The organism is Paenibacillus macerans (assembly GCF_900454495.1).
Taxonomy (GTDB): Bacteria; Bacillota; Bacilli; order Paenibacillales; family Paenibacillaceae; genus Fontibacillus; species Fontibacillus macerans.
Window position 1 is genome coordinate 1,633,087 of sequence record NZ_UGSI01000001.1, and the last position, 12,365, is coordinate 1,645,451.

General features: G+C 44.9%; 16 protein-coding genes. 2 read left to right on the plus strand and 14 right to left on the minus strand.

What is annotated here, in order from left to right; translation table 11 throughout:
- Positions 1-62 precede the first annotated feature (62 nt).
- Positions 63-722 carry a PTS sugar transporter subunit IIA gene (locus DYE26_RS07490; RefSeq protein ID WP_036623305.1) on the minus strand — a complete coding sequence of 220 codons (660 nt, stop codon included), beginning with the start codon at positions 720-722 and terminating at the stop codon, positions 63-65.
- Between DYE26_RS07490 and DYE26_RS07495 the strand changes: the two genes are divergently transcribed.
- Positions 699-2,147 carry a molybdopterin-dependent oxidoreductase gene (locus DYE26_RS07495; protein WP_144245270.1) on the plus strand — a complete coding sequence of 483 codons (1,449 nt, stop codon included), beginning with the start codon at positions 699-701 and terminating at the stop codon, positions 2,145-2,147. The two genes, DYE26_RS07490 and DYE26_RS07495, sit on opposite strands and share 24 nt — an antisense overlap.
- A 356-nt stretch (positions 2,148-2,503) precedes the next feature.
- Here the strand turns inward: DYE26_RS07495 and DYE26_RS07500 are convergent, their stop codons facing one another.
- Positions 2,504-2,968 (minus strand): MarR family transcriptional regulator, encoded by a 465-nt coding sequence (locus tag DYE26_RS07500; RefSeq protein ID WP_036623307.1) that lies wholly within the window; start codon positions 2,966-2,968, stop codon positions 2,504-2,506.
- Positions 2,969-3,125: 157 nt separating this feature from the next.
- Between DYE26_RS07500 and DYE26_RS07505 the strand changes: the two genes are divergently transcribed.
- Entirely contained in the window at positions 3,126-3,524 is a 399-nt protein-coding gene (locus tag DYE26_RS07505; RefSeq protein ID WP_036623308.1) for a nuclear transport factor 2-like protein, read from the plus strand.
- 178 nt (positions 3,525-3,702) lie between these two features.
- On the opposite strand, the gene DYE26_RS34505 is transcribed toward DYE26_RS07505, so the two are convergent.
- The 12 genes from DYE26_RS34505 to DYE26_RS07555 all read right to left on the minus strand — a co-directional run bounded on the left by DYE26_RS34505 (position 3,703) and on the right by DYE26_RS07555 (position 12,224).
- A complete protein-coding gene (locus DYE26_RS34505) occupies positions 3,703-3,834 on the minus strand; it encodes a hypothetical protein (protein ID WP_255310033.1) in 132 nt (43 codons plus the stop codon).
- 13 nt (positions 3,835-3,847) lie between these two features.
- A complete protein-coding gene (locus DYE26_RS07510; protein ID WP_036623309.1) occupies positions 3,848-5,080 on the minus strand; it encodes an NAD-dependent epimerase/dehydratase family protein in 1,233 nt (410 codons plus the stop codon).
- A gap of 17 nt (positions 5,081-5,097) precedes the next feature.
- Positions 5,098-5,637 (minus strand): patatin-like phospholipase family protein, encoded by a 540-nt coding sequence (locus tag DYE26_RS34665; RefSeq protein WP_082207793.1) that lies wholly within the window; start codon positions 5,635-5,637, stop codon positions 5,098-5,100.
- Positions 5,634-5,918, minus strand: coding sequence for a patatin-like phospholipase family protein (locus DYE26_RS07520; protein WP_082207794.1), 285 nt, complete (start codon positions 5,916-5,918; stop codon positions 5,634-5,636). The genes DYE26_RS34665 and DYE26_RS07520 overlap by 4 nt, the downstream gene beginning before the upstream one ends.
- 28 nt (positions 5,919-5,946) lie before the next feature.
- Positions 5,947-6,420, minus strand: a complete 474-nt coding sequence (locus tag DYE26_RS07525; RefSeq protein WP_036623310.1) for a GtrA family protein — start codon at positions 6,418-6,420, stop codon at positions 5,947-5,949.
- The gene (locus tag DYE26_RS07530; protein ID WP_036623311.1) at positions 6,420-7,544 is read right to left on the minus strand and encodes a glycosyltransferase family 4 protein; all 1,125 of its coding nucleotides are present in this window, start codon (positions 7,542-7,544) and stop codon (positions 6,420-6,422) included. Before DYE26_RS07530 ends, DYE26_RS07525 begins: the two co-directional genes overlap by 1 nt.
- Positions 7,545-7,555: 11 nt before the next feature.
- Entirely contained in the window at positions 7,556-8,269 is a 714-nt protein-coding gene (locus DYE26_RS07535) for a response regulator transcription factor (RefSeq protein WP_036623312.1), read from the minus strand.
- The gene (locus DYE26_RS07540) at positions 8,266-9,708 is read right to left on the minus strand and encodes a HAMP domain-containing sensor histidine kinase (protein ID WP_036623313.1); all 1,443 of its coding nucleotides are present in this window, start codon (positions 9,706-9,708) and stop codon (positions 8,266-8,268) included. The genes DYE26_RS07535 and DYE26_RS07540 overlap by 4 nt, the downstream gene beginning before the upstream one ends.
- A gap of 299 nt (positions 9,709-10,007) precedes the next feature.
- Complete coding sequence (locus DYE26_RS07545; RefSeq protein WP_036623314.1) at positions 10,008-10,784, minus strand: class I SAM-dependent methyltransferase; 777 nt, start codon at positions 10,782-10,784, stop codon at positions 10,008-10,010.
- Positions 10,762-11,109, minus strand: a complete 348-nt coding sequence (locus DYE26_RS07550; RefSeq protein WP_051985465.1) for a GNAT family N-acetyltransferase — start codon at positions 11,107-11,109, stop codon at positions 10,762-10,764. The genes DYE26_RS07545 and DYE26_RS07550 overlap by 23 nt, the downstream gene beginning before the upstream one ends.
- Positions 11,110-11,568: 459 nt before the next feature.
- A complete protein-coding gene (gene comI, locus DYE26_RS34670) occupies positions 11,569-11,664 on the minus strand; it encodes a competence inhibitor ComI (protein WP_221928471.1) in 96 nt (31 codons plus the stop codon).
- A gap of 140 nt (positions 11,665-11,804) precedes the next feature.
- Positions 11,805-12,224, minus strand: a complete 420-nt coding sequence (locus DYE26_RS07555; RefSeq protein ID WP_227872983.1) for a hypothetical protein — start codon at positions 12,222-12,224, stop codon at positions 11,805-11,807.
- Between the last annotated feature and the right edge of the window lie 141 nt (positions 12,225-12,365).

The window sequence follows — 12,365 nt, forward strand, 5'->3', positions numbered from 1 at the left end:
CAATACCTACAGCCAGGCTTTTCGTGCTTGAGCCAAACTTTTTTATAAATCCATTATTTAACTTAATTTTCTTTTGCCAATTCAGCAAAAATGGCCTGTACACTTTCCACCAATTCCGCCAATAGATCGCCCGCTTTGACCGTATCGCCTTGTTTGACATGCGAGATGAAATACTGGCCTTTCAGCTTTACGGTATTAACCCCGATATGAATCAGCAGCTCAGCTCCATCCTCCGTCACCACGCTGTACGCGTGCCCCGTTCGGAAGACAAGCGCCACGGTGCCGTCTGCCGGCGCATACAGCTTGCCTTCGGAAGGAAGGATGGCCGCCCCTTTCCCCATCGCCAACGAAGCGAAAGCCTCATCCTCCATTTCGGTTAAGGGGACGATCCGCCCTTTTAACGGGCTGAGGATTTCTTGCTTGTCATAGATTTGCAAATCCGACGCTTGTTGCCGTTCAATAGCTGCAGCTCCCCGAGCGGTTGATCCTGCCGGTACCTTATCCGCATTCTCTTCCACAGGATCGTCGAAGCCAACCAAATACGTCAAAATCACACTGAGGACAAAAGCTGCCCCAAACCCGACCGCGTAGCCGATAAAACCCGGGCCGACAAAAGCTGGAAAGGTCAGGAGGCTTTTGGGGACGAGCGCCACCGCGGACGCGTGATAACCGCCGGCAATCGCGCCGCCGAGCTGGTTGTGATTGATCCTATTTACTCCCAAACCGCCGAATTGGCCGATCTATATATACAAATCAAACCCCGTACCGATGGTGTCCTTGCCATGTTGCTAGTAAAGCTGCTAAATGAGAAGCATGCACTTGATCCTTCATTTATTGAAAAGCACACTGTAGGCTTCCCGGATTTTATGGACTCCGTAAACCGATTGGACAAACAACAATGCCTTGATGCCTGTGGAATTCAAGAACGATCCATAGAAATATTGGCAGGATGGTTGCAACATGCCAAGTCTGCCGCACATATTGTCGGCTCTGGTTTACAACGACATCCTATTGGAAAACAACATATACAATCCATCGCATCCTTGGCCGCTGCTCGCGGTGATCTCGGGAAACAAGGCGGCGGAATTTTGCTTCGCAGCCGCAAAAGCAGGCTTTTTAATAATCAAATGATTTTTAATGCAGGCCAAAATGGCACTCGGCATCGCCTCCTGAGAATCACGGATCTTTTCAATGAAAGTGTGTCCCTAGCGCCGCCAATTGATCTGCTTTGGATAACCAGCGCTAATCCAATGCATCAAGCAGCCTACTCTAAACGATTTGCAAATTACCTTGGGACCGTACCGGTTGTCGTCACTGTGGATCAATACTTTACGGCGACAACCAAAATGTCCAATCTTATCTTGCCCACAACGACACACTTTGAAGAATTGGATATCGTGCCAAGTTTTTGGCATGATAGCATTGCGTTGAATGAACAGGCCATTGCTCCCTACTTTCAAAGTAAAAGTGAATGGACGATGATGCGAAATTTAGCTGCCAGATTACAAAAAGAGCATCCGGATTTATGCTCTTTTCCCTTGCATGCCAGTGAAGAAGAATACTTAAATGCCCAGTTTAATCAAGAAGTTTTCGAGCATTATCGGATACGATCAATCTCGGATTTACGGGGGAAAATAGCTACTCCCGACTCTCCCGCACATGTCTGCGATAACATTATGGTGAAGAAACCTGCAGAAAAGTATCCGTTTTACGCGTTCGATGCAGAGCAAATTGAGCTGCAATTGGCCACGCCTCACACAAAAGAAAATAAGGGATTTGAAAGCTATCCGTTCCTATTGCTTACCTCACGAAATGCATATACTTTTCACTCGCATCATCTTCAACATTTATTTGATGAGGAAGAAGCGTTTATAAGCATCCATCCAAAAGCTGGAGCGGAACATCGCATTTCTAACGGGGAAATCGTAAAAATCTATAATGATCAGTTTTGCCTGCTGGTCAAGGCCGTCTATAGCGACAAAGTCCCATCGGATATTCTGCTGTTTCATGCAGGAACGAATTCTGGCATAGAAAGAAAGCTAGACCCTATGGCAAAGTGGACTCCAGACAAAAGGACAGAGACTGTTCGGTTGCCCGGTGAAACTGAAATGTTCGATACATTTGTTACTGTCGCAGCTTTGAAATAAAGTATGTTTAAAATCTCTCACAAATCCTTATTTTACAGCACATAAAAAACAAACATAATAGAAATAATAAGAATCCGAAAGGAATTTCGCATACCATACTCCCTCCACTTAACGGGTTTTACGTTTTTATATATGTCTTTACGGAGTTTCGCATAACGTTCTTGTACACACGAAATAACCCAACCTTAGATCGCTCTTATCTTAGGCTGGGCCGTTGTTGTCTGAGCTTCTTCCATGGGATCGGGTTGATAACAGCTGCTTCTTCCACAAGAATCAGGTTCCCTTCGTAAAAAAACTTACGTTGAGGCAGTTGATCAATGCGGCCATCAGAATCTTAGCAGTTCAAGACACATCGTCTAAATTGTATCTCTGAGAATATGAATAAACCGGTGAATTACAATCAGTTCTTCCTGCGTGAAGGTGCTTATCGCCGCATCCAGCTTGTTGCGAGCTTGTTCATGCAGCTTTTCGTGAAGCTTGTAAACTTCTCCTCCGCTCCGAGTGAGGGTGAAAAAGAGCTCCTTCCGATTCCCCTCCATCCGATGGGACTCAATAAACCCTTTCTCCAGTAAGCGGGTCGTTATTTTGGAAATACTTCCTTTCGTCATATTTAAGGCTGTGGCGATCCCAACGGCATTGGTCAGTCTATTCTTCCCGATATAATCGATAACGTGACATTCCGTAACGTTCACTTTATTCTGATACTTCCAATCCTCGCCCGTTAAAATCTCATGCCATTCCTCTTCTTCATGGTCATCCTCGCTAATTTGATGGATTAACGCTTCAATCTGGTCCAACAATTCCGGTTTCATCCTTGACATCTAGGTTCACCTCACAAAGTTTCTTATGAAACTTTGATCTATTTTTATTGATTGCGTTTATTTAATTTACAATAGATACTTTTTGACAGTCAAATGTTTTAGTGATATTGTGGTTATAGTTTCTTGGGAAACTATTTTATAAAAGAGGTGTGGGGAAATGACAAACGAGGAAGCTAGACAAAAGGTACAGCAGGTTATGGAAGCCTTATTCGATCCTAATGTCACTGCAGAAGAGGTGGGATCATACTTCAATCCGCGATACGTTCAGGACGCCAACGGAGTTGTTCTTGATCATAAAGGTTTTGTAGATCATGCTCGGGCGCTTAAATCGACGCTGAAAAGCGGCAAGGTCAGAATCGACAAAATGTTTGTGGACGGCCAGGTCATGGTTAGCGTTCACTACGTAGATGCCGTGAAACAGGATGATTCCCAGCTCACGATGAAGGTTATCGCTTGTTTCGAAGTGGACGAGAACGGGCTATTTATAAACACCGATGAGTTGACTCATCTTGTACAAGGCGATGCGGCGGACAGGGATTTAGGTTCCAGAACTTAATTAAAGACTACGGCCTACTTATTAGCACTAGCGAAGGATGACTATAAAAAAAGATGACTTGGAAAAGCGGTGGTTCCTGGAACCGTCGCTTTTTGCAGCCATCCAGCAAACGTAATATTGCCTTTTTACCGTTGAACTTTTCAGGAACTATGAGCTTGTAACGGCCAGTTCATTAAATTTATATTTGTATATTCTTTTCCTTCAGCCCTTCAAGTCCATAGCCTTTGAAAAATGCCTTCATCGCAGATTTATTACCTGCAAAATACATTTCGAGACGATTGCAGTTTGCATGCTTTTGGGAATTGAACATGATTTTTTGCCTCCTAGATGCAATAGTCCGCGTATCGAGGATGAACATTCCCTGGACGCTGCTCCTTTGTCCATGTGCTCATCGCGGGAATCTTGGAATAATCAGTGCGATATGCGTATTTTTTGGCGATTTCGCTGACTTCCATCATCAGCCCTTCGTTCAGCGTAACGGGAACAAGTCCTATGGATATAAAATGGCTGTTATCCACATGAAGCTCATTTTCGGCGGCCTCGTTCCGCGGATTGGGAACAAAGGCAATTTCGCTTCCCGTCAGCCTGCTGACAATCCGAGCCTGATCGATTACCCGCCGGGTCTCCGTCATTTGATTCATGATCAGAACGCGCTCGCCAAGTTCCGGAGGATGGTCGACGGCAAGCTGTAAACAACGCACCGTATCCTGAATATGAATGAATGCTCTTGTTTGCCCCCCCGTACCGTGCACGGTAATCGGATGGCCGACGGCACCCTGCATCAGAAAGCGGTTCAGAACCGTCCCGTAGTCCCCATCATAATCAAACCGGTTGATCAGCCGTTCATCGGCTTGCGTTTCGGGAGTATTCGTTCCCCAGACGATGCCCTGATGGAGATCGGTTATTCGCAGCCGGTCGTTTTTGTTGTAATAATGGAACAATAGCTGATCCAGCGATTTGGTCATATGATAGATAGAACCGGGATTTGTCGGATAAAGAATTTGTTGATTGACCCTGTCACCGTTATCCGTCTTCACCTCGATATCCAGATATCCTTCGGGTATCCGAATTCCTGCCGAACCGTATCCGTATACCCCCATCGTTCCCAAATGGATCAGGTGGATATCCAGCCCGCTTTCAACGATCGCACACAGAACATGATGAGTAGCTTTAACGTTATTGTTGACGGTATAGCGTTTGAGCAGGGACGACTTCATGGAGTATGGCGCAGACCGCTGCTCGGCAAAATGAATAATGACATCCGGCTTCTCCTCACGAATGGCGGACAACAACCGATCGTACTCCTCCGCGATATCGATACGATAAAACCGTATCCGATTCCCCGATACTTCTTCCCATGCCCTTAAACGAACATCGATGGACTGAATGGGGGTTAATGAATTTGTTCCGCATTCTTCGTCAATTCTCCTCCTGGAGAGATTGTCGATGATGATAACTTCGTGTCCCAATCCGGACAAGCGAAGGCTCGTCGGCCAGCCGCAAAAACCGTCTCCCCCCAGAACGATTATCTTTTTGCGAACCTTTGCGTTTGTCATATTCCATCATCCTTTGCTCATGTTTTTTCTGATTCTTGTCCAAGCAGAAAGCTGCGCAAAGCTTCTTTCTTTTGTTGCATTTCTTTATAGCCTTGCATATACAATTCCTCAAGAACCTGCTTGTTGCGTTCCATTCTCCCGGCGATTAGCGGTTTCTCGGGGCAAATGAGAAAAACATCCCGATTCATATCCATTTTTTGAATATCCTGAGTTGTCCGATTATATATTTCATGCCTGTTCTTCAGCAATTTGATTAACTCCGGATACTGCCTGAATAATCGGCGGTATACCCATCCGAGGCAGCTGGGTTTCTTGATGTATCCCCGGTTTCTTGTCAAAATGACAACATTTCTCCTGTATCCCCGCTCGATGGACGGCTTGATGGGGATCGGATCGGCTACGCCTCCATCAACCAGAAGCTTGCCTTCAAAGGCAACGCTTGGAGCAAGAACAGGCAAACTGCTTGAAGCGCGGACGAGCGTGAACAGAATTTCAGGCGATGGAAAGGCGTCATGATAGACGGCCGATCCCGTTAGAATGTCTGTGGTGCTGATCAGAAGTTTGACTCCGCGCGGAAATCAAAGGGCGCCGCCTTCTCCGGAACGAGTTGAAACAGCAAGTCCATTCGAAACAATTCTTTATGGGTCATCATCCGCTTGAACGAGATAATCCGGTAGTTGTCCGCCAAATAGTTGTAGGCCTCGTAAATCTGACCTCTCTGTTCAGAAATAAAATAACTGCCGATCAATGCGCTGGAGGAAGTCGAGGCGACCAGCGGAAACTTCAAGCCCCAATCGCTTAAGCAATCCAGGACTCCCGCCGTATACATGCCTCTCATCCCCCCACCTTCCAGAATGAGGCCTACGTCATTCTCTATTCTTGTCAACGGCACCTCTCCCCTGAGTGTTCATTTCGCTGAATACTAGATATTTGATAAACATAAAGCTGGAAATCGAGGAGATCGCCCCCGCGATTCCCAATGCCGCATTGTAGCGAATCCAATTCGGCAAACCGAGGGGGGCGAGCAGATCGTTCACGGTCAGGAAAGCAAAATAGTTAATTCCCAGACTTGCAAGCGACTGGATAAAAAATCTAAATCGCTGCCTCTTCGTTCCTCTCGCTAAGCCTTTGAACGTGACTCTTGAGTTCCAGAAGTAGCTGTTCAGCACGGCCATGACATAGGAGACCGCATTAAACATCCCCAACAAGACTTCGCTTGGGTCCGGTTGAATAAAGAGCAGGCTGTTCATCGTTGCTACCGCTACTGCCGTATTCAGCAAGGCGATGCATGCAAACTGAACGAATTGCTTAATATTCCGCCGCTTTATCGCATTCTCCATCAGCCCCGTTCGTTTCCCTTCTTTGCCGTTTGCCGATAATAGTCCAGAGCCTGCTCTGCGACTTCCTTCCATCCTTTCCCCATACTCGCTTGATAAGCCGCAGCTGACATGGCGTCTCTCGTCATCTTGTCTTCAAACCGGCATACTGCGGCAATAAATCCATCATGATCGCCCGGGTCGAACAAAAGACCGGTGCTTTCGTGATTGATCTGCTCGCAGGTCGGTCCGCTTCTCGCTGCAACGACAGGCAGACCGGACGCCATCGCTTCAAGCAGAACCAGCCCCAACGTTTCGGTGGTGGACGGAAAAACGAAAACATCGGAGGAAGCAAACACTGCGGCAAGCTCCTGACCGTACAAGAAACCTGTGAAAAGCGTATCGGTACCGGAAAAATGTTTTTCCAGAGCGCTGCGGTGCGGCCCGTCGCCAACGATCACCAACACGAATTGATCGGAGGCATCGAATATATCCCGTAATTTTTCGATTTCCTTTTCTGCCGCAAGTCTGCCCACATATAGCAAAATTTTCTTGTCAGGAAATCCTTGGGACAATCGTTCCCGCACGCTTGCATCGTACCGTTCGGGGTGAAATAATTGGCTGTCCACACCGCGGCCCCATAACTTCACATTGCGAAATTTGCGTTTCATCAACTCTTCACGAACCGTTCGGGATGTGCACAAATTGATCGATGCCCGGTTGTGCAGCAGACGCAAGTACAGCCATAGAAGCCCTCTCATGAAAGGAAGCCCGTAAAAGTCCAGATACCGTGAAAGATTCGTATGGTAAGAAGCCAGCAAGGGAATGCCCAATTTCTTCGCGTAATATACGCCGGCAGCGCCAAGCAACGCCGGATTGACGACGTGTACGATATCAGGACCGTATTCCTTCAGCAGCATGCCGACTTTACGGCTAGGCAATGCGAATTTTTTGGTGCGATAAAAAGGAAGCGTGCTTGTCGGCAGTCCCTGAATGCGGGCAGCGCCGAATCGCGATACGCCTAAATCAGGCGCTATAATCGTTACCTCATGTCCGGCTTCCAGGTAATGCTGTATGGACGCCGTTAAGCGTGTAACAATTCCATCGGTCGATGGAAGAAAGGTTTCTGTCACGATTGCAATTCTCATCCAGCCCCTCCTCAGGTTTTGTTGAAGCGATAGCCGGCGCCCCACACGGTATCGATATATTGCGGATTGCTGCTATCCTTCTCGATTTTCGACCTGATTCGGTTGATGTGCACCGTGACGGTCGCATTGTCGCCAATATAATCGCCTCCCCAGATTCGTTCGAAGAGCTTCTCCTTGGAGAACACGATATTGGGATGACTGGAAAGAAACAGCAGCAGCTCAAATTCCCGGGTGGTAAGCTTCACCTCTTCCCCTCGGACAAATACTTTGTAACCCTGTGGTACGATGTACAGATCCTCTACCGCAATGACTTCCTCAGTTTCTTTTGGTAAAGCCCCCCTTTCTTTGCTTCCGCTTGTCAACCGTTCATAGCGAGCAAGATGTGATTTTACTCTCGCCACAAGTTCTGCCGGATCGAATGGCTTCGATATATAATCATCCGCGCCCAGCCCCAATCCCCTGATGCGATCTACAGATTCAGTTTTGGCCGTCACCAATAAGATGGGCACATCGTAAACATTGCGAATTTCCTTGCATAATTCAAATCCATCTTTAAACGGCATCATGACGTCCAACAACAGCAAATCGTATCGCTTGGCTTTCATCATATCAAGGGCCGTAACGCCGTCGGGAGCAATTTCCGCCTTAATATGATGGATCTCCAGATAATCCCTTTCGATAGCGGCTATCTCTTTGTCATCTTCAACAATTAACACACACTTCATGGGTTCACCTCCTCCACCGGAAGTTCAATGATAATCGCCAGTCCATTCTTACTCTCAGCTGAGATGCTTCCGCCATTGGCAACCACGATTCTTTTCGCAATCGCCAGCCCAAGTCCGCTTCCCTGCGTGGCAGGATTGCGCGACTCATCTCCCCGGTAAAAGCTGTCAAACAGCCGATTCAGCTGTTCCGCAGATACTCCTGCCCCGTCGTCCTGTATACAAATGATCACTTGACCGTCCTGCTCGAACATCGTAACGGTAATGTGGAGCTTTTGGTTCGAATTGTGCTTGATGCTGTTATCGAGTATATTCGTGATGGCGCGTGTCATCTGCTCTCCGTCCATCCACACTTTCTGATCGGTACAGCTGCTATTCAGGGTCAGAACGGCATTGCCTTTCTCCAAGTCGTATTCCAGCGAATCCAGCAGCGTAACGATGAAATTCTGAATGGAAACCGATTTGAACGTATAAGGGAACGTGTCGGTTTCAAGCCTTGAGAATAAAAACAAGGAATTGATCAGGCTTTCGATTACGCAAGCTTTGCGATAAACCACGTTCAAATATTCCTTTTGCTTATCGGGGGTTTTGGCAATATCATCTAACAATCCCTTAACATAGCTTTTGATGGAGGTAAGCGGCGTCCGAAGATCGTGGGAAATCCCGGCAAGCATTTCGTTTCTGTCCCGTTCATATTTCTCGTTCTTCTTCAAATTCGCTTTCAACTGATGTTGCATTTGATTAAAGGAGTCGCAGACCTTTTCCAATTCCTCGGCGCCTTGACAGGAAATATCCTGACTGAGGTCCCCCTCCTGAATGCGCTGCGCACCGTCACAAAGGTGGTTAAGCGGAACCATAATTTTCTCGATCATCTTATTGGCAAAATACAAGCTTACCAGTATGACCATAATGACGATGGCCGAAATGATGAGAATTGACATCATTGCAAATGCGACCGTATGGCCAGCTCCGTCTTCCCGATCGAAGAACCGCGCTATGACCAATGTAACCGGCGTCGTATCGGTCTCTATCCTATTCCACCAAAGATATAAGTCGTCATCCGGAACCCAAAGCGATTGATTGGCCGTATATAGATGGTCCTGGGAAAGGTATTTGGAAATATGTGAATATTCCTTATCTCTCATGTTCGTAAACAGCGTTTGTCCGCCCTGTTTGGCATAAACAAAATATTTCTTGTCGGCGAATCGATTCATCAACTCGTTCTGAACCTCCGCCTGTTCCGAAATCCCGTTCATGTCGACTCCATCCATAATGCTCATCATTTCGAGAAAGGTTTCGTTCATCGGACCAATCTCTTTAGAATCCGTAGAGAAGAGTGCCTTCACAATGAAGACGAATATGGAGCCGATAATCAGCATGGCGACAAGCGGAATCACAACCATCAACAGATTGTAATTGAATAATCTCTTCTTTATCGTCACTTAATGATCTCCCTTATGTAAAATCGGCCAATAATCCAGTAATACTTTAATAAATCAAGGATAAAATACAGATCTAAATTCCAAAGGTAAAAGATATAAACATTTCATAAACAATCGTCGTTCCTTTCAGATAATATTGGTATTCACGAAAATACCCCAACCTTAGATAACTCTTATCTTAGGCTGGGGCGTTTGTTGTCAGAGCTCCTTCCATGATTATACACCACTACCAAGGGACACATGCCAACTTAAAAACGGTGGCCCATCACTGACCTCAACTGCAGTTGTCTTCATATCTTTCAATAAATCGGCTTTCTTGCCAAATATAAATCAATAGTATCGTTTAAATTAATCTGTCCACCGTAATCGTTAATTGTTTCTATCAATTCTTCTTCAAAAAGTATTCGTTTATCTTCCTGTAATGCCCTATGGTCTGAATAAGTTCTAAGAAGTGAAACGTAGTTTTGAGCATCAAATGTTCTTGTTTGATGATATAGCTTATAATTCACATCAATAAAACCATATCGTTTAATTGTATTGACCATTTCCAAACAGTGTTCTTCGCTGTGTACTACCGGTAGCTTTTTAGATGATGGTCTATATTTGTCATAGATTTTTTGCATTGCTATATGAAGGTCATTTTCTTTGGCTGGGAACGGACGATTCCAAAATAGTGCCAATACTCCGCCATTTCTCAAAAGTTGATAGACTTTTGTATATCCTATTTCTTCCGGTATCCAATGAAAAGCGGTTGCAGAATAAATTAAATCAAAGTGATTCTTGTCAAGAACGACACTTTCAAAATCATGATTTATAACATTGAAATTAGCAAATTTTGAAAACTTCTGATCTGAAAATTTCGCTAAATCTTCCCCAAGTTCTACGGCCGTAACCTTGCATCCGGTATTCAAAAAAGGTAAAGTGGCCTGGCCTGTCCCTATACCTATTTCAAGAGCTGTTTTACTATTATCTAAGTTTGAAAACTGAATCACATCATGAAACAGTTCTTCTATATACGTTGGCCGCATTTTGTCATAATTTAACACATCTTCATTAAACGTTAGGCGTAAATCCATCTATTACCCCCCTCAAAATATAAATTTGATTTCTGATAACGTTCTTGTATTCACGAAACGGCCAGACTAACTGCGCTTGCGCAGATTCTTTATATTCAATCCCCCATGGACCGACTTTCTCTGATGCATATCGGTTAAGAATAAAATCAATAAATCCCTTCGTATCATCCTTACTTTTGTGGTATTCCCATGTTGTATACCTTGATACTTCTGGCACGGAACAATATTCATACATGTCTTCAATATCTAAGTAAGTTATAGGCCTCAACAATATCCTATCCGTTTCAAGAATCGGGAAGTTTTCAAAATAATCTTCTATCCGCATGAATTCACCTCATAAAATAGATTATGCCCAGAGCTTCTTCCATGATTATACATCTGAGAACCGAGGGGACAGTAATCCCGATGCGAGAATACGGTGTTATAGGATGTACCTGCCCACTTGAATTGCCCTACACTTCTACTATTCCAACTGCGGTATATGGATAATCAATCTGCTTCTTCACAACATTGGCCGCTTCCGTTCCAGCAAACAATTCAACAATAAATAGTCCTAAATCAATTGATGTTGTAACTCCTCCAGCGGTTTGTATACAGTTCGCTTCCTGAAATGTTTTTATAATTTCTTTGTTTAATCTTTTCCTAGCCCTATAGATATGGTATCATTTGTATAAGAAAACCGAGTGCGGTGAACACTCGGCTATACAATTGGCTTGGATGGGTTATTCCCTTCTAAGTCCAGGCAATAAAAACCCACCTCTGGCGCTAACCTTTGGGTGGGTTTTTACTTTCTCTTGTTGTTCGAGTTGATGTACGTTAAAAGTGCAAGGATAAACATTCCGAATAGAAACATGATATGCAATGCATCTTTAACCTCCATGGTCTCACCTCCTTTCGAAGGGAAACCATGCCCACCCAAGATTCAATTGTACTTCCTCATTCTACCATAATGTCCCAACAATTGATAGAATGTTCGTTCGCCTTTCTCTTTATACAGCTAAATTTGAGCCTTGCCTATATTCATTCTGAAATGACTTTAATGGTCTCATTATCTTGCGTAGTACCATCGCTGCCTAAGGTTTGAATAGCAATGCGGTCGTGAAAAGTCCGGCTGCCGAAGTTCCATGTCAAAGACCAGCCGTCACTTCCATCTTTATCATAACCAATAAGCTCTCTTTCCCCCCATGTTTCCGTACCTGTCGGAGTAATCCAAAATAGAACGGTATCGATGTTTTTAGCCTTCACGTCAATGGTCATCGTATTCACATCTTTCGGGATAATCCACCAACCGGCATTCTTGGGCAAATCCGTGGATACCTCCAAAATCTTGGCCTTCTCGTCCATGACTTGAGATTCTTCTGATACGTTTTGGTGATTGTTACATGCAGATAACAGTAAAGTGAATAAAAGGCATATACCAGCGAAACTCATTCTCGTCATAATTTCCCTCCATTAAATTTTTAAGAACAGCAAAATTATGATATCATCGAAAAACCGTCAAACCTTATAAAAGCGTTTGACGGCTCGCTACAGATGATAAGTTAGTATTCACCCACTTGAATATAATCATCACTTTTATCG